This is a genomic window from Streptomyces sp. NPDC021020, assembly GCF_044333285.1.
Classification (GTDB): domain Bacteria; phylum Actinomycetota; class Actinomycetes; order Streptomycetales; family Streptomycetaceae; genus Actinacidiphila.
In genome coordinates this window covers 1-20,795 of sequence record NZ_JBIRQQ010000012.1, presented here as the reverse complement: position 1 = coordinate 20,795, position 20,795 = coordinate 1, and the positions used below count along the sequence as shown (strand labels likewise).

Sequence of the window (20,795 nt, the reverse complement as noted above, 5' to 3'; positions counted from 1 at the left end):
CCAGACTGACACCCCGGGCATATGCCCGCAAATCGGACAGCGCGTCCCCGTGTTTCCCGGGGTTCCGGCGCTCCGCGGAGCGCTTCAGGCCCTCCCGCCGGGCGCTTCCGCGGCGCCTGTCACGTCCGGACGACGGAGAAGCACATGATCCCCGAGGGGGTCGGGATCAGGGGGGCGGCGTCGGGGCGGGTGGACAGGAGGCGGTCGACGCGGTCGGCCTCGGGCAGGCGCCACTGGACGCGGTAGGACTCGGCGGCCTGCTGCCAGGCCGCCCGGGCGGCGGTGGCACGGCCCAACCGGGCCTGGGCGTGGCCGAGTTGTTCGAGGACGTCGGCCTCGAAGTAGACGTTGCGGCGGGTGCGGTGGATGCGCACCGCGTGCTCGTAGTGCTCCAGCGCGGCGGCCGGGTCGCCGGTGCGCTGGGCGATGAAGCCGAGGTTGACGGAGGCCTCGGCCTCGGCGTCGGTCTGGTCGTGGGAGCGCGCCAGGACGTACGCGGCCTGCGCGTGGGCGTGGGCCTCGGGGTAGGCGCCGACGTGGGTGGCGGCGCGGGCCGCCGCGTTGAGGGACAGGCCGATCCACACCGGGTCGCCGATCGTACGGAAGAGGGCCAGCGCCCGGGTGGCGTCGGCCAGGGACTCCCGGCCCTCCCCGGCGTAGTGGTCCGCGGCCGCGAGGTGGAAATACGCCTCGGCCAGGCAGAAGACGTCCCCCGCCGCCTCCGCCAGCGCCTTCGCGCGCCGCAGGTGGGGCAGCCCCTCGGCGTGCCGGCCCGCCCGCACGCAGGCGCCGCCGTAGCCGCAGCGCACCATGTACGCGGCCTCGGGCTGCCCGCCCAGCCGCGGCAGCACGGCCAGCGCGTCCCGCCAGGACACCAGGTCGTCCCGCATCCTGCCGCGCCGGATGCGGTACGTCATCAGGGCCCACGCCGCCTTCCAGACGACCTCGTGGCGGCCGCGCGCGACGGCGTCCTCGCGCAGCGTGCCGAGGTTGACGTATTCGGTGTCGAGCCAGGCCAGCGCCTCCGCGAGCCCGGCGAAACGGATCGGCTCCGCCCCGGCGACGGGCTCGGGCAGCGCGATCGGCGCGCGCTGCGGGTAGAGCTGCCGCTCGGCCCGGAAGAGGGAGTGCAGGTAGAAGTCGTCGAGCCGGGCGCGCGCCGCCTCGACGTGCTCCCGCGGCGCCGCCCGGCCCCGCTCGGCCGCGTACAGCCGCACCAGGGCGTGCGTGCGGTAGCGGCCCGGGGCCGGCTGCGCCACCAGGTGCGCGTCGTCCAGCTCGCGCAGCAGCGCCGCGGCCCGCTGCGTCGGCTGCCCGGTCAGGCCGGCTGCCGCCTCCGTGCTGACCTCCGCGTACGGCACGGACCCCAGCAGCGCGAACAGCGCCGCTGCGGGCGCGGACAGCGCCCGGTACGACGACTCCAGCGCCGCCCGCAGCCCGATCAGCGAGCCCTCGACCTCCAGCGCGTCCAACCGCGCGCTCTCGTCGCGCAGTTCGGCGGCCAGATCCGCGAGCGGGAAGCCGTCGCGAGCGCCCCAGCGCGCCGCCGCGATCGTGAGCGCCAGCGGCAGGCCCCCGCAGCGGTCCAGGATCTCCTCGGCGGCCGCAGGCTCCGCGGCCACCCGCCGGAGCCCCAGGCGCCGGCTGAGCAGATCGCGCGCGTCGTCGGCGGGCAGCGCGTCGAGCCGGATGCGGCGCGCGTCGTGCGTCGTGGCCAGCCCGTCGAGCCGCCGCCGGCTCGTGACCAGCACCGGGGCCGAGCCGCTGCCCGGGAGCAGCGGCACGACCTGCCGGGTGTCGGCCGCGTCGTCCAGCACCACGAGCATCCGGCGGCCGGCCACCATGCTGCGGTAGAGCGCGGCCTGCGCGTCGAGCGCGGGCGGGATCGCCTCCTGCGGCATGCCCAGGGCCTGGAGGAAGCCCTGCAGGGCGGTGGCCGGGTCGACGGGCGGGCCGCCGGAGTCGAATCCGCGGAGGTTGACGTAGAGCTGGCCGTCAGGGAAGGCGTCGGCGTGGCGCCGGGCCCATTCCAGGACGAGGCTGGTCTTGCCCATACCGCCGCCGCCGCAGACGGTCGTGACGGCGGCGGAGGCCCCGTCGGCGGATGGGCTGTCGCCCGGCTCGTCGGCGGGCGCGAGCAACTGGGCCGAGATGCGCCGCAGTTCCTCTTCGCGGCCGGTGAAATGTCGGGTGCTCGCCGGTAATTGACGGGGTGTGGGTACGCCCGGCGGCGGGCTCTTGACCCGCGGCGCCGGCGGCGGGGACGGCGCCTGGCGGGCGGCCCCGCGGCGCGTACCGGACACCACGTTGCGCCACTGCTCGCGCCACGCGGCCGCGTCACCGCCGCAGGCCTCGACGTAGGCGAGGGCGACGTCCAGGGTCGGCAGGGCGCTGCCGCCGGCGGCCCTGGCGAGGGTGGAGGCCGAGTAGTGTGCCGCGCGGGCCATCGCCCGGTAGGACGGTGCTCCGGCGGACTGCCGTAACGCACGTAACTGCGCGGCGAATTCGGCCACCGGCCCGGCAGCGGGGTCCACGGCTCGTTCTGGGCGTCCCACCAGCCTCCCCCAGACCACTGACCCGTCTTTGTCTCATCTCCCGCGACAATTCTGCCTGACAAATCAATGTACGGACATGCTGGGACGCAAACCCGCCACCCAGGTGCCGCCGACATGACCGGTCCGCGACGCGCGAAGCCGCAGGGTGCCGACGGGGCTACGTACCGTGGGGAGTTGCGATGTCGGGGAACCAGCCGGGAAGCCAGACGGGGAGCCAGACCGGGAACCAGACGGGGAACCAGTCGGGGAACCAGTCGGGGAGCCGTTCGGGAAGCCAGAAGGTGTCGGACATCCGCGAGGCGCGGGAGGCCCGGGAGGGCCGGCCGGCCCCGCAGGTGGCGCAGGTGGCCCAGGTCGCGGACACCCGCCCCGCGCCCGGGAGTCGGCCCGTTCCCGCGCTTCAGAAGATGCCGCCGCCCCGGCTCGTCCGGATCGTCGAGCGGCTGCGGGAGAGCGTGTTCCGGCTGCACCAGAGGATGATGCCGCCCCCCGTGACCATGCTGGAGATGATCACCGCCGGGATGGTGAGCCAGGCGATCCAGGTCACCGCCACCCTGGGCATCGCCGACGCGCTGGCCGACGGCCCGCGCACCCCGCAGGAGATCGCCAGGACGGTCGGCGCGTCCGCCGACGGCGTCAACCGGCTGCTGCGCGCCCTGGCGAGCTACGGCGTCTTCCGCGTCGACCGCTCCGGCCGCTTCGCGCTGACCCCGCTCGCGAGCACGCTGCGCTCGGACGCGCAGATGCCGATGCGGTCGATCGCGATGTTCACCAACTCCGCTGAGCAGCGCGAGCACTGGTCGTACCTGCTGGACGCCGTACGCACCGGCGAGCCGGTCATGGAGAAGGTCCGGGGGGTCGACGTCTGGACGTATTTCGAGAAGAACGAGGAGCTGGCCGGTGTCTTCAACGACGCGATGACCGACTTCTCTAACTTCACCCTGGCGCCGGTCGTCGCCGCGTACGACTTCGCGGCCTGCACGTCCGTCGTGGACGTCGGCGGGGGCCAGGGCGCGATGCTCGCGGCGATCCTGGCGCGGGCACCGCGCGCGAAGGGCGTCGTGTTCGACCTGTCGTCGGCGGTGGCGGGCGCGGAGGACACGCTGCGGGCGGCGGGCCTCGCCGACCGCGGCTCGGTGCAGGCGGGCTCCTTCCTGGAGCAGGTGCCGGAGGGCGGCGACTGCTACCTGCTGAAGAACGTCCTCCACAACTGGCCCGACAAGGAGGTGGCGCTGATCCTGCGCAACGTCCGCCGCGCGATCGCCCCCGGCGGCCGGCTGCTGATCATCGAACTCGTCATCCCGGAGGGCAACGGCTCCCACCCCGGGAAGCTCTCCGACCTCGACATGCTCCTCCTGGTCGGCGGCCGCGAACGCACCGAGGCCGAGGCCCGCGCCCTCCTCACGCAGGCCGGCTTCCGCCTCGACCGCGTGATCCCGACGGCGTCCCCGCTCTCCGTCCTGGAGGCGTCACCGGTCTAGGCGGTTTCCCGGGCGTTCCAGGCGGAGATGCACGGCAGGCCGTCCTCCGTGGCCAGGACGCCGAGGGTGCCGGGGTGCGGGTGGCCGAGCAGGCGGCTGTCGGCGGCGTCGAGGCCGAGCCAGCGCACGGCGAGGACGCGGGCGAGGTGGCCGTGCGCGACGACGGCGACGTCCCCGCCGTCCCCGCCGTCCCCGCCGTCCCCGCCGTCCAGCAGCGGACGGATGCGGCCCAGCACGGCGTCCGTCCGCGCGGCGACCTGCGCCAGCGTCTCACCGGGGTGCTCGGCGTCACCGGGGACGACCCCGTCCCGCCACAGCTCCCAGCCCGGCCGCGCCGCGCGGATCTGTTCGGCGGTCAGGCCCTCGTAGCCCCCGTAATCCCACTCCAGCAGATCCGGATCGGCCTCGACCCCGACCAGCCCGGCAAGCTCCGCCGTCCGCATCGCCCGCCCCAGCGGACTGCTGAACACGGCGCGGAACCGCCGCCCCGCCAACCGCCCCGCCAGCCCCCTGGCCGCCGCCTCGCCCGCCGCTGTCAGCCCGACGTCCGTCCGCCCGGCATGCTGCCCCGACAGGCTCCACTCGGTCTGCCCGTGCCGGATCACCACCAGCTCACCCATGGCGGGGCACGCTACCCGCCCCCGGGCCGCCGCGGGACCGGCGGGGGACCGGCGCGGGATCGGCGGGGCACGGCCTACCATCCCCTGCCATGGCCATGTTCGTGCACCTCACCTCAGCCGCGAGCACGCCGCGTATGCGCCGGTCCGGGATCCGGGCGGCGAGCCACGGGCAGGACGGGGCGCGGGGGGTGTACTGCTTCCCGGTCCTGCCGTCGTACGTCCTCACGCACCAGTGGCTGCGCGAACTGGCGCGTTTCGGGGGCGGCAGCGGGGGCGGGCTCGTGGCCGTGCACGTACGGCTGGACGACGAACAGCCTGTGCTCGTCGGGCACTACGCGGACCGGGCGCGGAGCAGCCAGGCGGCCGTGCGGGCCGCCGAGGCCGTGCGGCGGGTGGCCGCGCTGGACGACCCGCGCGGATGGGAGGTTTTCGTGCCGCGGGCGATCCGGCCGCGGGAGATCCACCGGGTGCGCGCCGCCCCGCAGGTCGCCGGCTGGCGCTACCGTCCGGACGCGCACGGCACACCCCCCTGCACCTGCTACGGATGCCGGATACGCGGCGGTTACGGGGCGCGGCGGCTGCGCGAGCGGATGCCGCACCCGTTGGACGGACCGCCGCCGCCCGCGCGGGTGCTGCTCGCCAGGATCGCGGCGGCCGGTGACGACCCGGCCGCGCTGCGGGAGGCCCTGCACTGGTTCGGCATGCGCCGCCGCGGCCCCCTCGACCAGCTGACCCGCCTCGCCGCCCACCCCGACCCGACCGTACGCGAGGACCTGGTGTGGGCGGTCGCCCGCTGGTCCACCCCCGGCGTCACCAACCTCCTGGACACCCTCGCGACCGACCCGGACCCGGACGTACGGGAGGCGGTCGAGGCGGTGCGGGACGCGGGGTGATCAGCTCGCGGGGCCGGGCTGCGGGGGTGGAAGGGGGAGGATCTCGCGGGTGAAGAAGTCGGTGAACGGCTCGGCCCGCTCGTACAGCGCCTCGAATCCGGTGACGGTCTCGGCGATGAGCGCGGGGTCGGCGTAGCGGCGTGCGCCGTCCGCGTTGCCTTCGGCGTCGTACTGGACCTCGTACATCACCGCGTCGCCGAGGATCACGACCTCTGGGACGGGGTGGTCGCGCTCGATGTCGGTGATCGTCCGCGCGTCGAGGACCTTGATCAGGTCGCCCACCTCCACCCGCAGGCGCAGGACGTGCAGCTCCCACTGGACGTACGGCGTCACCGGGAATTCGACGACCCGCAGCCGCCGCTGCACGACGCCGAGGCCTTCCGCCTCCGCGAACTGCTGGGCGTACGCCGGGCGCTTTTCCTCGACGAGGGCGAGCGCCTCCTCCCATCGCCCGGCGGCAAAGGCCTCCCAGCTCGGGAAGCCGCGCTCCTTGAAATGCTGGCCGCGTTCGAGTTTGCGCTGGTGGTCGATACCGCTCTTGAGGACGCGATAGAAATCCTCGTGATAGGCGGGACGCGCGAGGCGGTCGAATTCGCCGTCGGGGAAGGACTCAAACACCAGGGATATCCGGCTTCGCCGCGATCAGCATGTTCCTGGGGATGACGACGAGCCGCTCGTCGGAGCCGACGGAGACTCCGTCCGGCAGCTTCTGCCCGAGCGACCCGGTCAGATCCCGGCCGATGACGGCGATGTCGCCGTTCTCCAGCTCCCAGATGTCCGGGCAGTCCGGGCTGTCCGTGGTGTTCCCCAGCTCCTGCGGGGACTTGCCGAGGCGCCTGCGGAACGTGGTCGCCGGGTCGGCTTCCCATGGCCTTGTCACAGCCATCCCCCCTGTATCAGCCGTTACGGATGCTATTGCGGCGTACGCTACCCGCACCCCCGGGGCCCGCGCACCGGAGCGGCCGGGAACCAGCCCTCTGGCATATGCCAGTACGGATGGTATTCCCTCCGTTCATCTCTCACAAACCGAACCCGTACTGCCATACTGACGACTCCGAAGCGGGTTGATCGGTGGATAAAATTATGATGATCGGCTTATTGGGCAGCCGGGGGAGAGCCATGGATCCGGAAATCACCGAGCGATGAGCGGTACGGGCAGCGGCGACACCGGCGGCAGTTCCACGGGCGACTCCATGGACGGCCGTGCCCGGGACGAGGGCCGCGTCTACCAGGCGTCGGGCGACCAGCACATCAGCGAGCACCACCACTACGGCCAGCACCCGGCGGCCCCGGGCCCCGACTCGGTACGGCGGCCCGCAGTGGGCCGGCCGCCCGTGGTCCTGCGCGACCGGACCGACGTGCTCGGACGGCTGCGCGCCGCCGTCGCCGCCGGGCAGTGCGGGGAGATCTACGTGCTGCACGGCATGGGCGGCTGCGGCAAGACCGCCGTCGCGCACGAGTTCTTCCGGGCGGCCACCGCGGAGTACGGCCGCACGGGGCTGTGGGTGAACGCCGCCGACCGCGCGAGCCTGCGCGCCGGGATGCTCGCCGTGGCCGCCGACCGGGGCGCGGGCGACGGCGAGTTGCTCGCCGCGCTGGGCGGCTACCGGCCCCCTGCGGATCTCGTGTGGCACCACCTCGACCGCTCGGCCGAGCCCTGGCTGCTGGTGCTCGACAACGCCGACGACCCCGCGATCCTCGGCGACGGCAGCTGGCTGCGCACCAGCCCGCGCGGCACGGTGCTGGTGACCACCCGGCGTGCCGCGCCCCGCTGGTGGCCCGGCGCGGAGCTCCAGCACATCGGCGTCCTGCCGCGCGAGGACGCGGCCCGCGTCCTGCACGACCTCGCCCCGCACACCGGCACGCTCGCCCAGGCCGCCGAGGTCGCCGACCGGCTGGGCAGGCTGCCGCTCGCGCTCACCCTGGCGGGCGGCTTCCTCTCCCACCAGGTCATCGACCCCTGGACGATGGACGCGTACGGGCGCCAACTGGAGGAGGACGAGCGCGTCCAGCTCATCGACCGGGGAGCGGACGCCCTGGGCAACCCGGATCCGCGCCATCTGGTGGGCCGGACATGGCAGTTGACGCTGGACTCGTTCGCCGAGCGCGGACTGCCGGAAGCGGTGGGCCTGTTGCGCCTGCTCGCCCGCCTGGCCGCCGAACCGCTGCCGCTCTCCGTCCTGAACAACGGCCGAATCGGCGCCGTACTGCCGTACGCCCGCGCCGAGTCCGCACTGCGGGCGCTGCTGGACCACTCGCTCACCGAACTGGTCGCCGCCGGTGACGGCGGAAGCCTGCGCTGCGTCCGCAGCCACGGTGTGCTGCTCGACAGCGTCCGGGCGGCCTCCCCCGTATCGCAGGCCGCGCTGCTCGACGCCACCGCCGGGGAGCTGCTCGACGCCGCGGTGCCGGACGTGCCCGACGCGGGGCCGCACGACCCGCGGCTCCGCTTGCTCGCCCCCCACCTGGCGGTGCTGCTGCGGCGGACGGCCGACACCGCGACCGCGGTGCGGGCCGCCGGGACCGCCACCCGGCTGGCCGTCGCGCTGCACCGCACCGGCGACTACCTGTCGGCGTACGAGACGGCGAGCACCGCGGCGGACCTGGCCGCGCGGTCGCTCGGGGCGGAGCACCGGGCCGTGCTCGCCGCGCGCTCCCGCGCCGGGCGGGCGCTCTTCCGGCTGGGCCGCTACCCGCAGGCCGAGGCCTCGCTGCGGCAGACCCTCGCCGTCCAGCAGCGGCTCTTCGGCGCCGACGACCCGGACAGCCTGGACACCGCCCACGGGATGCAGCTCGTCCTGCGGAACACCGGCCGCGACGCGGAGGCGCTCACGCTGCTGCGCGCGACCGCCGCCGGTCGGCGGGCCACGCTGGGGCCCTGGCACCCGCTGACCCTGCGCTCCCGCTCCAGCCTCCTGTCCTCCCTCGGCGCGGCCGAACTCACCGCCGAGGACGAGCGCACCCGGCTGCTCTCGCTCCCGCAGCAGTGCGCGGAGCATCTCGGGGCCGAGCACACCGTCACGGTGGGGGCCCGGCACAACCACGCCTGGGCGATCTACCAGTTGGGGCGTTTCGCGGCGGCCGACGCCGAGATCGACGAGGTCACGCAGGGCTATGTGCGGCGGTTCGGCCCCGACTACCCCAACGCGCTCGCGGCCGTCCAGCTCCGCGCCCGTACCCGCGCCGCGCTCGGCCACACCGCGGAGGCCGTCGCCCTCATGGCCGAGGTCGTCGACCGCCGCACCCGCGGCCTCGGCCGGGACCACCCCTTCACCGTCGTGAGCCGCGACCTCCTCGACGCCCTGCGCTCGGGGCACTGGCAGCCCCCCGCGCCGGACGGAGGATCGTGAGGGCCAGGGTGGTCGCCGTGAGGGCGAGGGCCGCGCCCAGGGTGAGGGCGAGGGCGTAGCCGGAGGTGAGGGTGGCGGGGGTCGCGGCGGATCCCGTGCGGTGCTGGGCGGCGGTGCCGAGGGCGGCCAGGCCGAGGGACGCGCCGATCTGGCGTGAGCTGTTGAGCAGGCCCGACGCCATGCCCGCCTCGTGCGGGGCGACCCCGGTGGTCGCCGTCGAGACGATCGGGCCCAGGCACAGGCCGAAGCCGGTGCCCGCGACGAGGGAGGGGCCGAGGACGTCGGTCGCGAAGCCCCCGCCCGCGCTGATCTGCCCGAACCAGGCCAGGCCCGCGGCCGTGACGAGGCCGCCGGTCACCAGCAGGGTGCGCGGGGAGGCGCGGTAGCCGAGTTTGACGGCGAGGACCGAGCCGAGGACGAGCGCGAAGGTGAAGGGCAGGAACATCGCGCCGGTGAGCGCCGGGCCCTCCCCGACGATGCCCTGGAGGTAGAGGGACAGGAAGTAGAACGCCGGGGTCATCGCCGCCCCGACGAGCAGGTTGAAGGCGTTCGCGGCGGTGACGGTGCGGTGGGCGAACAGGCCCAGCCGGACGAGGGGTTCGCGTACGGTGCGGCGCTCGACCGCCACGAAGGAGGCCAGCAGCACGGCGGCCGCCGCGAGGGTGCCGAGCGTCGCGGCGGACGTCCAGCCGCGCCCGTCGGTGCGGACGATGCCGAAGACCAGCAGCGTCATCCCGCCGGTGGCCAGCACCGCGCCGAGCACGTCGGGCCGCCCCCCGCGCGCGCCCCGTTCGCCGGACGCGATGCCGCGCCAGGCGAGGGCGAGGGCGGTCGCCGCCATGGGGACGTTCACGAACATCACCCAGCGCCAGCTCGCGTACTGCGTGAGCAGCCCGCCGATGACGACGCCGAGCGCGCCGCCAGCGGCGTTCATCGCGCTCCACACCCCGAACGCCCGTACCCGCGCCCGCCCTTCGGGATACGCGGCGGTGAGCAGCGCGAGCGCGGCGGGCGCGAGCACCGCGGCGCCGACGCCCTGCACCGCGCGGGCCGCGACCAGTTGACCCGGCTGCTGGGCCAATCCCCCGGCGAGGGAGGCCAGTCCGAAGAGCGCGAGCCCGAGGGTGAGGACGCGCTTGCGCCCGTAGCGGTCGGCCGCCTTCCCGCCGAGCAGCAGCAGACCGCCGAAGGTGAGCGCGTAGGCGTGGATGACCCACGTCAGACCGCTCGCGCCGAAGCCGAGGCCTTCGGCGATACGCGGGAGGCCGAGGTTCACGACGGAGACGTCGAGCGAGACCATGAACTGCACGACGGCGACAACCGCGAGCGTGGCCCCGGGCCGGGCCTTGGGCCGGGCCTTGGGCCGGGCCTTGGGCCGGGCCTTGGGGCCCGCGCATACCGCCCCCGCGGCTCCGCCCCGCGCCGGCGGCGGGACGGCCGCGGGCTTCCGGAGCGCGGTACGGGCGGGTACGGGGGAGCCGGACGCCCGGGCCGCGCTCGCCGCGCCGACTGCCTCGGACGCCTCCCCGCCGCCCGGGACGGGCCCCCGCGCCGCCGTACGGGCCGGGACCGGGAAGCCGGACGCCTCCGCATCGCCCGGGACGGGCCCCCGCGCCGCCGTACGACCCGGGACCGGGAAGCCGGACGCCTCCGCATCGCCCGGGACAGGCCCCCGCGCTGCCGTACGGCCCGCAGCCACTGGACCCGCCGTCCCGGACGCCCCCTCGACGTCCGGGACGGGCCCCCGCGCTGCCGTCCCGGACGCCCCCTCGACGTCCGGGGCGCGCACCGGAGCGTCGGCCGCACCGCTCGTCCCCGCGCCCGGCGGCGCACCGCCCGTGCGGGCGCCGGGCGCCGCTCCGCCGCTGTCGGCGCCGCCCGGCGCATCCTGGTTTCCGGCATGCGCAGCCATCGTGCCCTCCATCCCCGGCGCCCCCGGCGCCGACTTAAGGAACATGTTCCGAAAGTAGCACCGGAAGAGCCCCCGCGCACGCGCCGAAGGCGCCCGGCTTCGCGTCACACCCGCGCCGCGCGGCATGATGGGGCCATGTCCCCGTCACCACCGCCCCCCGCCCGTACCGGAAAAACCGCAGGCCAAAGCCCAGGCGGCGGTGGGCGTACGGGGCGGCCGCCGCGCACGTCACGTGCGGAGATCCTGGACGCGGCGCGGCGGCTCATCGACCGCGACGGCTGGGAGAAGCTCACGATCCGGCGGCTCGCCGCCGAGGCGGACGTGGGAGCGACGACGCTCTACCACCACATCCGGGACAAGGAAGACCTGCTGCTCCAGCTGCTCAACCACCATGCCAAGCAACTGGAGCAGCCGCCGCTCCCGGCCGAGCCGCGCGAGCGTGTGCTCGTCGCCGCGACCGCGATGCACGACGCCCTGGCGGGCTGGCCGTGGGCGGCCGAGGTGCTCACCACGGACGGCTTCGTGGGCCTGCTCGACGAGTCGGCGCTGTGGATGGTCGAGGCGATCGTGGGCGGCGCGCGCGACCTCGGGCGCTCGCCCGAGGAGGCCGTCGACCTCTTCCGGGTGGTCTGGTACTTCACGGTCGGCGAGATCCTGGTCCGCGCCCGCACCGCGGGCCGCAAGGCGGCGGGCGGACTGCCGCCCTCCCGCGCCGTCTTCGACGCCGGTGTCGTCCCGCACCTCGCCGCCATCGGCCCGCGCTGGCGCGACCTCTCATTGCGCGACACCTACCCGCAGGGCCTGCGCGCCCTGGTCGACGCCCACTTGGGGTGACCGCCCGCGGCCGGACAGCGCAACGGGCCGCCCGCCCCCGGAAATCGGGGAGCGGACGGCCCGGTGAGTTCGGGAGCGTCAGCTGCCGATACGCGGCAGGCTCGCGAACGGGCCCGGCAGGGCGGTGTTCGTCTGCTGGGCGCGCATGAGCGCGACGACCGCGCCGACGGCGGCCAGGATCAGGCTGATCCAGAAGCCGAACTTGTGGCTGATGACGTCGCCGAAGTCGTCGTGCGCGAAGATCGCGATGACGTAGAGCACGAAGCTCGCCACGAAGCCCACGAAGGTGAGCACGCGCGGGGCGGTGGGCAGCGAGACGGTCGGCACGAAGAGGCTCAGCGCCAGCACGACCGCGGACGCGACGCCTATCGCCATCGCGAGCCAGGCGATGAAGAAGCCGTGGTCGAAGTTCCAGGCGTTCCAGCTTCCGCTCACGCTCTGGCCCATGAACTTCTCGGAGAAGCCCTCGTAGGCGAAGAAGGAGAAGATGAAGAGAAGGGCCCCGACTCCGAGAATCGCCCAGTCGAGGCGATTGACGGAGTTGGGGTCGAACGAGCCCCCGGGCCGGCCACCCGCGTTCGGCGGCGGAGCCGGCGGGCCAGGGGGCGGCGGCACCTCGTACGTCATGGCGTGTTGTCTCCCTGCGCGTTTGAACTATTTGTCAGTCGGCGGCTGAGACTAGCGCCTGACGTGTCCCACGTCAGCTCATTGCGCAGCGTTGTGAGCGGTGACCCGAATGAGCGTGGAGCTACGCCAGAAACGGCTGGGGCGGGAGTTCCGGTGGCGTATCCACGGGAATGGGCGCCACTTCCACATTTGCCCCCCGGTTAATCCGATCGGGCGTTCGGATGGACATGAGCGTACGTCAAGTAGTTGTGATCTTGGGGCAATTGGGACGTCAAGGATGCTTGTGGGGTAGGAGGGACTCCGTTTGTCACGGCGGGGTCCGGAATGCCGTCGTGAAGTCGCGGCTGCGACGGCGGCGTTCGGATCGTTACGAAAGCGTGCCAATTTCCGGGCGCCGCTACTCGCCCCGCTCTCCGCGGCTCCACTCCCCCGCCGTCACGGCCGTCAGGGCCCCGTCCCGTACGGTCAGGGTCCCGCCCTCCCGGACGAGGCGGGCCGGGCCGTCGAACGCGGCGCCGCGCAAACGGATTTCCGCCGGGTCCCGCCCCTCCAGCGCGGTCATCCCCCACCACTCCCCGCCGTCCGCGGAAGGCGGTACGGACAGCTGGACCTGCGCTTCGCCCTCGCCCTCGCGGGCACCCCACCGCATGGACTCCGACCGGTACGACACCGCCCGCAGCCGGGCCTCGGGCGGGATGTCCGCGGGTACGGAAGGGGGGTCCGGTTCCGGTAGCAGACCGGGCAAGTCCGGTCGGTGCTTCACCATTTCCAGGCCCTCGCGGAAGACGGGCACCATCTCCGGGCCGCCGCGCCGGAACCACTCCTCGGTCAACTCCCGGTACGCCGCCTCCCGGCGCCGCCACGAGCCGTGCGCGCCCGCCGCGATCACATCCGTGCCCGCCCCGGCGAAGGTGCGGTGCAGCGCCGCGAGCGGGGGCTCGTGCGCGGCGGAGGAGAAGCGCACCCGGCGGACGGTGACCATGGCCCAGCGCATGAGCGCCGCGGCGGTGTCGGCGTTGCGGCCCACGATGACGTACGGGGGGCGGCGCGCGTCAGGGCGGTGGAAGGGGAAACGGCCGCGCGGCGGGAGCGTCGCGTCGGCGCGCCGGCCCGAGGGGGACAGGTGCCACCGCAGGTCGTCCACCTGGAAGTCCGCGCCCGCGCCCCGCAACGTGCCGCGGGAGCCGAGGCCCACGGCCCAACCCCCGCCCTCCGCGCGGACCGTGAGGCCGCGGGCGCCGACCACGTCGAGGTCGATGTCCGTGACGTCCGCGAGGTGGAGGTGCAGTTCGGCGCGGGAGTCCGGCCGCGCGTCCGGGACCCGGTAGCGGCGGGGGACGCGTACGGAGAAGCCGGCGAGCAGCCGGCCGCCGCTGTGCTCGGCGAGGAAGGAGCGCAGTTCGGCGGCGTCCAGGTCGTAGTCGCCGGCCAGCCCTTCGGCCAGCTCGGGCGTCAGCGCCCCGGCCGGCGCGCAGACCTCGCCGTCGTAGTCGCGGTAGACCGTCTCCAGCGGTGTCTGCCGCGGCAGCCGGAAGGGCACGGTGAGCCCGGCGTCGGCCGCGCGGTCCCGTATCCACTCCTGCCGCGCCGCGCCGAGGTCGGCCATCCACCGCAGGGCGGTGCGGGCGTGGAATTCCCGCGTCCAGGGCGTCGCGGACTCGGCGGCGCGGAAGAACGGGAGCGTGTTGTTGTCCCAGACGTCCGCGGTGCCGGCGAGCAGCTGCCGGTCGAAGCGGCGGGCGTCGGCGCACGCGCCGACGATCTCCCACGACTGGTCCACCAGCGCCCCGAGCACCGCGAGCGCCGAAGCCTTGCGCGGGGCCGGGGCGGGGGGATCGGGCGTCATGGGGGGATGGTCGCACGGAGCGCCGGACTCCGCGCCGGTGCGGACGTTGCCGCCCCGCGGGCAGGACCTCGCACCGCCCGTGGGCCGTATGCCCGGCGCTACGGCGCTCCCGGCCGCTCCCTCAGGGCGCCCCCCGCCCGCTCCCGCGGGCGGCGCGCGGAGTAGCGGGAGCGGGCCTCGCCGACGGTCAGCGTGACCGCCTCCGCCACGTCCTGCGCCGCGAAGTGCTCGCGCAGGACGTGGCCGCAGGTCGGGGCGATGGACGCGGTCAGGGGGACGGCGAGGGCGGGGCGGCCCGCAAGCCGCATCGCCCGGCGCAGCAGCGGGCGGCCCAGCCGTACGGCGGCGGCGGTCGCGCGCGGGCGCGGGAAGCCGGTGACGCGCCAGAACCAGTCCGGCATCGTCGCGACGGTGAGCGCGGCGGTGACGCGCGAGACCGCGCCCAGCCGCGGGCCGACGCTGCTCAGCGGCGGCCACAGCAGGTAGCGCATGCCGTCGTTGGCGCGCTCGGACGTGCACAGGCCGGGCCGCAACCCGGCGTAGTAGGCGGCCACTTCGGCACGTGAGCGCGGCACGTCGGCGGGCGCGCAGGTCTGGAGCCCGGCGGCGGTCGCGCACTCCGCCCAGTAGCGGCGGTCCTCGGCATGGCTCAACCGGCCCGGCCCGTAGGCCTCGTAGCAGGCCTGCATCGACTCCCACGCGACGATGTGCACCCACAGCTGCGAGGCCGGGTTGTTGGCGCTGTAGCGGCGGCCGGTGACCGGGTCGGTGCCGGTGACGCGGGTGTGGATGCGGGTGACGGCCTCGGCGGTGCGGACGGCGGTGCGGGCGTCGCCGAGCGCGACGGTGAGCAGATAGCCGAAGGTCTGGTCGAAACGGCCGTGCGGGTTGCGGTACATGCCGCCGCTGTCGGCGGCGGCCGCGGCGAGCAGCGGGTCGAGGTGCTCCAGGACGATGGCGCGCTGGAAGCCGACCAGCGAGGTCGGCGCCGCCCACACCTTCCAGCTGACCGACCCGGGCCCGAACAGGCCGTGGTCCAGGGCGCGCAGCGGCCCGCGCCGCACGGCGGTGCGGGAGGCGGGGGCGGGGACGGAAGCGGGGCGCATCGCGGGCTCCGGGCTCGGGTCCGGGGGGAAGGGGGCGTGGGTCACCGTGCGGCCTCGTCGGGCGCGTAACGCGCCACGTCGCCGTCCGTGTCGGCGTAGTGCGTCCAGAACTGGTTGCGGAAGGTGAACTCCGGGTCCAGCTTGGCCTTGTAGCGGAAGAAGTCGTCGACCGCCGGGTATGCCCGGCGCAACTGCTCGGCCGTGGCGTAGCGGTGGTAACTCAGGTAGTACGTGCCGCCCACGGCGAGCGCGCGGTCCAGCAGCGCGCGCATGACGTGGACGGTGCGGGCGACGGCGGCCTCGTCGAGCGGCTGGCGGAAGTAGACGACGGCGGCGACCCGGTCCTCGGCCGCGTACGACAGGAAGGCGTCGGTGTTGCGGGGCACGAACCGCAGCGTCGTGTTGAGCAGCTGGAACCTTTCCGCACGCAGCACCTCCCGCCCCGCGTCGAGGAATTCGACGATGCGGTGCGCGGGCAGGAAGAACTCCTGGAGCCAGTAGCCGGACCGTTTCCGCGGGATGCTCAGCGCCTGGATGGACTCCTTGGCGACGTTGTTGCGCCGTACGGTCTCCATCCGCGCGCGGTGCTGCACCTCCCACCCGAAGCGGCGCTCACGCATCCACGAGCTGTAGGTGCAGCCGAGGAAGAGCCCGCGCTGCTTGAGCAGATCGACCCGGCCGAGCGGTTCGCTGCGCACGGGTTCGCGGCTGCGCCCGCCCGGGGTGAGCCGGTAGTCGACGCACAGCAGTTTCTCCCACAGCTCGGACGGGGTGACGGCGAGCCTCGCGTAATGGAAATGCACGGGGCTTTCCGCCGCTTCCGCCGTTGCGGCCGCGGTGACTTCGCGCAGCGTCCGCGGATATTCGCCGGTCGGCATCACCGCGACACGTGACTTGCGGTATTCGTGGTTCTCGGTGAGTTCGATCGTGACGTCCAGCAGGACGCCGACGAGGCCGAGTCCGCCGAGGACGAGACGGAAGACGTCGGCGTCGCGCTCGCGGTCGGCGGTGACGATCTCGCCGTCCGCGAGCATGACGCGCAGGCTCACGACGGTCGCGGCGAGCACGCCGGTGTCGATGTTGCGGCCGTGGGCGTTGATGCTGACCGAGCCGCCGACGGTGAAGACGCCGTAGCTCTGCGTCACGCGCGGCGACAGGCCCAGCGGGTCGAGCGCCTCGCGCAGCGCGTCCCAGGTCACGCCTGCCTGGACGCGCGCGGTGCGGCCCGCGACGTCGATGTCGAGGATGCGGTCGAGGGCGCCGGTGTCGATCTGCACGGCCCCGTCGGCGAGGTTGAGGCCGCCCTGGTTGTAGCCGCCGCCGCGGATGCACACCCCGGTGCCGGCCCGGCGGGCGCGGGCGAGCACGTCGCGCACCTCACCCGCGTCGCGCGGGCGGGCCAGCCCGGCGGCCTCGGCGGCGTACGTGCGGCTGCCGTCGGTGATCAGCGTGCTCATGGTGGTGGGGCTCCCGGGACGTGTCGGCGTGATCGGACCAGCGGAATTCGGAGCGGCCGAACCGTCGGCCGTGGCTGTCGCGGTGGTGTGCGCGTGCGCGGTTGCGGAATACGGCGGCCGGAGGCCGCGGGTGGCGCGGAGGGCGCGGTGGCGCCGCGGAACGGACGGCCGCGGTGAATTCGCGCCGCCGGCGCCGCTGTCGAGCACAGTCAACCCCAATTGACCCTGCGCAACCGGGCTATTTCGGGTAGGAGGCCGTCAATTCACTCAACTGCCGGACGCACCGCCACAATTTGCTGGGTATCGTCCGCCGGGAGCGAGCGCAGCACCACTCCCCGGCCCGACCAGTAGGACAGGACGATCAGGTGGACGCAATTCGCAGCCAGCACGCAGCCGGACCCCCGCACCGCACGGGCGGCGCCGGGAGGGGCGGAACAGGCGGTGCGGACCGGCCCGCCCGGACGCCGGGGGCGAGCGCCGACGTCTGCGTGCCCTTCCTGGCGGGCGACGGCACCCCGCTCGGCCTGGTCAACGTCCGCGGCCGGCACGCCCCGACGCGCGGCCCGGTGCTGCTCGTGCACGGCGCCGGGGTGCGCGCCGCGTCCTTCCGGCCGCCCACCGGGCACACGGTCGTGGACGCGCTGCTCACCGCCGGTTTCGACGTCTGGCTGGAGAACTGGCGGGCCTGCGTCGACCGGCCGCCCGCGCCCTGGACACTCGACGACGCGGCCGCGTACGACCACCCGGCCGCCGTCGCCGCCGTCCTGCGGCACACCGGCGCCGACCGGCTGCCGGTCGTCGCGCACTGCCAGGGCTCGACGAGCTTCGTGATGGCGCTGATCGCCGGACTCGTCCCGCAGGTCGACACGTTCGTCTCCAGCGCGGTGTCCCTGCACCCGGTCGTACCGCGCGCGGCGGCCCGCAAACTCCGTTACCTCACCCCGCCGTTCGGCGCCGTCTCGCGCTTCGTCGACGCGCAGTGGGGCCAGGCGCCGCGCGGCCTCGTCCCGCGCCTGACCTGCGCCGCGGCGGGCGCGCTGCACCGGGAGTGCGACAACGGGGTCTGCCGTACGGCCAGTTTCATGTTCGGCGCGGGCCACCCCACCCTCTGGCGGCACGAGAACCTCGACGAGGCCACGCACGAATGGCTGCGGGACGAATTCGGCTGGGTGCCCGTCGACTTCTTCCGCCAGATGGCGCGCTGCGTACGCCGCGGCGCCCTCGTCCCCGTCACCGCGAACCCGCTGCTGCCCGCCGACTTCGTCACCGCCGACCCCCGTACGGACGCGCGCATGGTCTTCCTCACCGGCGCCGCCAACGCCTGCTTCGACCCGGTGGGCCAACTGCGCAGCCACGAGCACTTCACCGCGCGCCGCCCGCGCGAGGCCCACTCCCTGCACATCGTCGAGGGCTACGGCCACCAGGACGTCTTCATCGGCAAGGACGCCGCCCGCGACGTCTTCCCGCTCGTCGTCGCCGAACTCACCGGCCGGGCACCCGTGCCCGCGCCTCAGGCCGCCGTACGCGCGCGGGGCGGGGCGAACGTGCCCACGTAGGGCAAGCCGCTCAGCTCCTGGACGGCGTCCATGACCGCGGCGGTGAACTCCCGTGCGGCACGCAGCGGTGAGCCCTCCGGGGCGGGCGGCGGCGGGAGCGGGGCGCCGAAGCGGATCGACACCGCGCCGCGCTCCCACGCCGGGAGGCGGCGGCCGATGGGCTGGACCCGGTCGGTGCCGGTGATGCCGACCGGCACCACCGGCACCCCCGCCGCCATCGCCAGGTGCGCCACCCCCGTACGGCCGCGGTACAGGCGCCCGTCGGGCGACCGCGTGCCCTCCGGGTAGACGCACACCAGCCCGCCGCCCCGAAGCACCGGCAGCGCCGCCGCGAGCGCCGCCAACGCCTCACGGCCGCCCGCCCGTTGCACCGGGATCGCACCCAGTCCGCGCATCAGCAGCCGCATCCCGGCGCCGCTCGCGCCCGTCCCGGTGAAGTAGTCCTCCTTGGCCCAGAAGGTCATCCGGCGCGGCACCGCGGACATCAGGAAATACTCGTCGCACACGGACAGGTGGTTGGCGGCGACGATCGCGCCCGTGCGCCGTGGGACATGATGCGCGCCGCTGATGTCGAGGTCCCACAGCGCGCGCAAGGGGCGGCTGCCCAGCAGCCGGAAGGTGTCGTAGAGGTAGGCCATGGCGCCCCGTCTACCGGGCCCCTCGCCCACCGCCCCGCCCGACGCCCGGCGTTGCGGCGGGAATTCACCGCTTTGCCACAGTGCGTCGCCGCCGGACGGGGGCTGGGGCGCGGCTTGACTGAGCCACGTTCCCCCGCCGTGGCTGTCCCCGCCGCGGTCCGTACGTGCCAGGAGACAGCAGTGGAAAAACGTATCCGCGTCGTCGTGACCGGACTCGGTGCGACGACTCCGGTGGGCGGCGACAGCACGGCCTTCTGGCAGTCCCTGCTGAACGGCTCCTCCGGGGTGCGGGCGCTCACCGCGCCCTGGGCGGCCGAGCTGCCGGTCCGCATCGCGGCCCCCGCCGCGAGCGACCCCGCCGACGTCCTGGACCGGGTCGAGGCCCGGCGCCTCGACCGCTCCGCGCAGTTCGCGCTCGTCGCCGCGCGCGAGGCGTGGGCGGACGCGGGGCTGGCCGGTTCCGGCGGTGGCTCCCGCGTCGAGCCCCGCAGGCTCGCCACCGTCGTGAGCTCCGCCGTCGGCGGCTGGCACACGCTGCTGGGCAGTTGGGACGCCATGACCGCGGGCGGGGCCCGCGCGGTGCCGCCCCTCACCATCCCCAAGCTCATGCCGAACGCCGCAAGTGCCCGTATCAGCATGGAGTTCGGGGCGTACGGCGGCGCCCACGCCGCGGTCAGCGCGTGCGCGAGCGGCGCCGAGGCGATCGCCTGGGCCTGCGACCTCATCCGCTGCGGCCGCGCCGACGTCGTCCTCGCAGGCGGCTGCGAGGCCGTCATCCACCCGCTCGCCTTCGCCGCCTTCGGCGCCATGCGGGCGATGTCCCGGCGCAACGCCGAACCCGAGGCCGCGTCCCGGCCCTTCGACGCCGACCGCGACGGCTTCGTCCTCGGCGAGGGCGCGGGCGTCCTCGTCCTGGAGTCCGCCGCCCACGCCGCGCGGCGCGGCGCCCGCGTCTACGCCGAGGTCGCCGGGCACGGCGCCTCCGCCGACGCCCACCACCTCGCCCAGCCCGACCCCGCCGGGCGCGGCGTCGCCGAGGCGCTCGCCGCGGCGCTCGCCGACGCGGACGCCTCCCCGTACGACGTCGCCCACGTCGCCGCCCACGCGACCGGCACCCCCGCGGGAGATCTCGCGGAGGCCCGCGCCCTCGCCGACGTCCTCGGACCCGCGGCTGTCCGGCACGCCGGGGTGACCGCGACGAAGTCCATGACGGGCCACATGCTCGGCGCCTCCGGCGCGGTCCAGACGATCGCGGCGGTCCTCGCCCTCCACGAGCGGGTCGCTCCCCCCGTCCTCAACCTCTCCTCGGTCGACCCCGAGGTGCGCTCCCTCGGCCTCGACCTCATCCGCGACAAGCCCCGCGAACTTTCTTTCGACGGACCTCTCACGGCGCTCAGCAACTCTTTCGGCTTCGGCGGCCACAATGTGGTTCTGGTCCTGCGGACGCTCTGACGCTGCGCTTGCGGTGTGTTGCGCGACCTTCCCTTGGTGGGGGCTGAGCGCTCCGTTCTCCCCCAGAGCTTCGCGTGGGGGTACCCCCACGCAGCCCCTGTTGTCACCCGGCGGGGCATCGCGCACTCCGTGCGGCGGGTGGGGTCGGGGGCCGGCACGGGGCACCTCCTCGGAATGCGCGTCTGACCTCATGCGTTAGGTGGCGGGTCTTGCGTGCGCATTCCTGCGGGGGCACCCCGCACCGTCCCCCTCCCGGCCGGAATGGCGGCTGCCTGCCGGTGGGGGTGAGTGTGTGAGGCACTGCGGTTCGCCCCCGACGGCGGGTCACCCCCGCTGGGGGACCGAAAGCCGATGTCCCACATTCCGAGGAGGTACTCCGGGAGCAGGGCTTCGGCGTAGTCGGCGGGCGTCGCGCGCGTTGGGCGGAGCCCGGCGGCGATGTTCTTCACGCCGTTCAGCCGCAGAGCG

The 20,795-nt window shown here is 74.8% G+C and carries 16 protein-coding genes; 6 read left to right on the top strand and 10 right to left on the bottom strand.

Annotated elements, in window-relative coordinates; genetic code table 11:
- Positions 1-119: 119 nt before the first annotated feature.
- Positions 120-2,447, bottom strand: coding sequence for an NB-ARC domain-containing protein (locus ACH4SL_RS30570; RefSeq protein ID WP_398451460.1), 2,328 nt, complete (start codon positions 2,445-2,447; stop codon positions 120-122).
- Between the two features lie 389 nt (positions 2,448-2,836).
- Between ACH4SL_RS30570 and ACH4SL_RS30565 the strand changes: the two genes are divergently transcribed.
- Positions 2,837-4,036 (top strand): methyltransferase, encoded by a 1,200-nt coding sequence (locus tag ACH4SL_RS30565; protein WP_398451458.1) that lies wholly within the window; start codon positions 2,837-2,839, stop codon positions 4,034-4,036.
- Here the strand turns inward: ACH4SL_RS30565 and ACH4SL_RS30560 are convergent.
- A complete protein-coding gene (locus ACH4SL_RS30560; RefSeq protein WP_398451456.1) occupies positions 4,033-4,656 on the bottom strand; it encodes a histidine phosphatase family protein in 624 nt (207 codons plus the stop codon). The genes ACH4SL_RS30565 and ACH4SL_RS30560 overlap by 4 nt on opposite strands.
- A gap of 89 nt (positions 4,657-4,745) precedes the next feature.
- Between ACH4SL_RS30560 and ACH4SL_RS30555 the strand changes: the two genes are divergently transcribed.
- Positions 4,746-5,549 (top strand): HEAT repeat domain-containing protein, encoded by an 804-nt coding sequence (locus ACH4SL_RS30555; RefSeq protein ID WP_398451454.1) that lies wholly within the window; start codon positions 4,746-4,748, stop codon positions 5,547-5,549.
- Here ACH4SL_RS30555 and ACH4SL_RS30550 read toward each other — a convergent pair whose 3' ends face one another.
- Together ACH4SL_RS30550 and ACH4SL_RS30545 are read right to left on the bottom strand one after the other, a co-directional pair.
- Positions 5,550-6,167 (bottom strand): DUF6879 family protein, encoded by a 618-nt coding sequence (locus tag ACH4SL_RS30550; protein ID WP_398451452.1) that lies wholly within the window; start codon positions 6,165-6,167, stop codon positions 5,550-5,552.
- On the bottom strand, positions 6,160-6,429 hold the full coding sequence (locus ACH4SL_RS30545) for a hypothetical protein (RefSeq protein WP_398451450.1): 270 nt from the start codon (positions 6,427-6,429) through the stop codon (positions 6,160-6,162). The genes ACH4SL_RS30550 and ACH4SL_RS30545 overlap by 8 nt, the downstream gene beginning before the upstream one ends.
- Positions 6,430-6,742: 313 nt before the next feature.
- Here ACH4SL_RS30545 and ACH4SL_RS30540 point away from each other — a divergent pair, with 313 nt between their 5' ends.
- The gene (locus ACH4SL_RS30540) at positions 6,743-8,899 is read left to right on the top strand and encodes a tetratricopeptide repeat protein (protein WP_398452008.1); all 2,157 of its coding nucleotides are present in this window, start codon (positions 6,743-6,745) and stop codon (positions 8,897-8,899) included.
- Here ACH4SL_RS30540 and ACH4SL_RS30535 read toward each other — a convergent pair.
- Positions 8,820-10,811 carry an MFS transporter gene (locus ACH4SL_RS30535; protein ID WP_398451448.1) on the bottom strand — a complete coding sequence of 664 codons (1,992 nt, stop codon included), beginning with the start codon at positions 10,809-10,811 and terminating at the stop codon, positions 8,820-8,822. The two genes, ACH4SL_RS30540 and ACH4SL_RS30535, sit on opposite strands and share 80 nt — an antisense overlap.
- Positions 10,812-10,946: 135 nt before the next feature.
- On the opposite strand from ACH4SL_RS30535, the gene ACH4SL_RS30530 reads away from it, so the two are divergent.
- Positions 10,947-11,645 carry a TetR/AcrR family transcriptional regulator gene (locus tag ACH4SL_RS30530; RefSeq protein ID WP_398451446.1) on the top strand — a complete coding sequence of 233 codons (699 nt, stop codon included), beginning with the start codon at positions 10,947-10,949 and terminating at the stop codon, positions 11,643-11,645.
- Between the two features lie 78 nt (positions 11,646-11,723).
- Here ACH4SL_RS30530 and ACH4SL_RS30525 read toward each other — a convergent pair whose 3' ends face one another.
- The 4 genes from ACH4SL_RS30525 to ACH4SL_RS30510 form a co-directional block, all read right to left on the bottom strand.
- On the bottom strand, positions 11,724-12,272 hold the full coding sequence (locus ACH4SL_RS30525; protein ID WP_398451444.1) for a hypothetical protein: 549 nt from the start codon (positions 12,270-12,272) through the stop codon (positions 11,724-11,726).
- A gap of 397 nt (positions 12,273-12,669) precedes the next feature.
- Positions 12,670-14,118 (bottom strand): hypothetical protein, encoded by a 1,449-nt coding sequence (locus ACH4SL_RS30520; protein WP_398451442.1) that lies wholly within the window; start codon positions 14,116-14,118, stop codon positions 12,670-12,672.
- 98 nt (positions 14,119-14,216) lie between these two features.
- Positions 14,217-15,224 (bottom strand): oxygenase MpaB family protein, encoded by a 1,008-nt coding sequence (locus ACH4SL_RS30515; protein WP_398451440.1) that lies wholly within the window; start codon positions 15,222-15,224, stop codon positions 14,217-14,219.
- A gap of 41 nt (positions 15,225-15,265) precedes the next feature.
- A complete protein-coding gene (locus ACH4SL_RS30510; protein ID WP_398451438.1) occupies positions 15,266-16,681 on the bottom strand; it encodes an FAD-dependent oxidoreductase in 1,416 nt (471 codons plus the stop codon).
- 365 nt (positions 16,682-17,046) lie between these two features.
- On the opposite strand from ACH4SL_RS30510, the gene ACH4SL_RS30505 reads away from it, so the two are divergent.
- Positions 17,047-18,237, top strand: coding sequence for an alpha/beta fold hydrolase (locus tag ACH4SL_RS30505; protein WP_398451436.1), 1,191 nt, complete (start codon positions 17,047-17,049; stop codon positions 18,235-18,237).
- On the opposite strand, the gene ACH4SL_RS30500 is transcribed toward ACH4SL_RS30505, so the two are convergent.
- Complete coding sequence (locus ACH4SL_RS30500; protein ID WP_398451434.1) at positions 18,192-18,875, bottom strand: lysophospholipid acyltransferase family protein; 684 nt, start codon at positions 18,873-18,875, stop codon at positions 18,192-18,194. The two genes, ACH4SL_RS30505 and ACH4SL_RS30500, sit on opposite strands and share 46 nt — an antisense overlap.
- A gap of 180 nt (positions 18,876-19,055) precedes the next feature.
- Here ACH4SL_RS30500 and ACH4SL_RS30495 point away from each other — a divergent pair, with 180 nt between their 5' ends.
- On the top strand, positions 19,056-20,327 hold the full coding sequence (locus ACH4SL_RS30495) for a beta-ketoacyl-[acyl-carrier-protein] synthase family protein (RefSeq protein ID WP_398451432.1): 1,272 nt from the start codon (positions 19,056-19,058) through the stop codon (positions 20,325-20,327).
- The last annotated feature ends 468 nt before the right edge of the window (positions 20,328-20,795 follow it).

Bases quoted from the DNA above. Each gene is read 5' to 3' on its own strand.
- ACH4SL_RS30570 (WP_398451460.1), bottom strand. From the start codon at position 2,447: ATGGCCCGCGCGGCACACTACTCGGCCTCCACCCTCGCCAGGGCCGCC.
- ACH4SL_RS30560 (WP_398451456.1), bottom strand. From the start codon at position 4,656: ATGGGTGAGCTGGTGGTGATCCGGCACGGGCAGACCGAGTGGAGCCTG.
- ACH4SL_RS30555 (WP_398451454.1), top strand. From the start codon at position 4,746: ATGGCCATGTTCGTGCACCTCACCTCAGCCGCGAGCACGCCGCGTATG.
- ACH4SL_RS30540 (WP_398452008.1), top strand. From the start codon at position 6,743: ATGGACGGCCGTGCCCGGGACGAGGGCCGCGTCTACCAGGCGTCGGGC.
- ACH4SL_RS30535 (WP_398451448.1), bottom strand. From the start codon at position 10,811: ATGGCTGCGCATGCCGGAAACCAGGATGCGCCGGGCGGCGCCGACAGC.
- ACH4SL_RS30530 (WP_398451446.1), top strand. From the start codon at position 10,947: ATGTCCCCGTCACCACCGCCCCCCGCCCGTACCGGAAAAACCGCAGGC.
- ACH4SL_RS30525 (WP_398451444.1), bottom strand. From the start codon at position 12,272: ATGACGTACGAGGTGCCGCCGCCCCCTGGCCCGCCGGCTCCGCCGCCG.
- ACH4SL_RS30520 (WP_398451442.1), bottom strand. From the start codon at position 14,118: ATGACGCCCGATCCCCCCGCCCCGGCCCCGCGCAAGGCTTCGGCGCTC.
- ACH4SL_RS30515 (WP_398451440.1), bottom strand. From the start codon at position 15,224: ATGCGCCCCGCTTCCGTCCCCGCCCCCGCCTCCCGCACCGCCGTGCGG.
- ACH4SL_RS30510 (WP_398451438.1), bottom strand. From the start codon at position 16,681: ATGAGCACGCTGATCACCGACGGCAGCCGCACGTACGCCGCCGAGGCC.
- ACH4SL_RS30500 (WP_398451434.1), bottom strand. From the start codon at position 18,875: ATGGCCTACCTCTACGACACCTTCCGGCTGCTGGGCAGCCGCCCCTTG.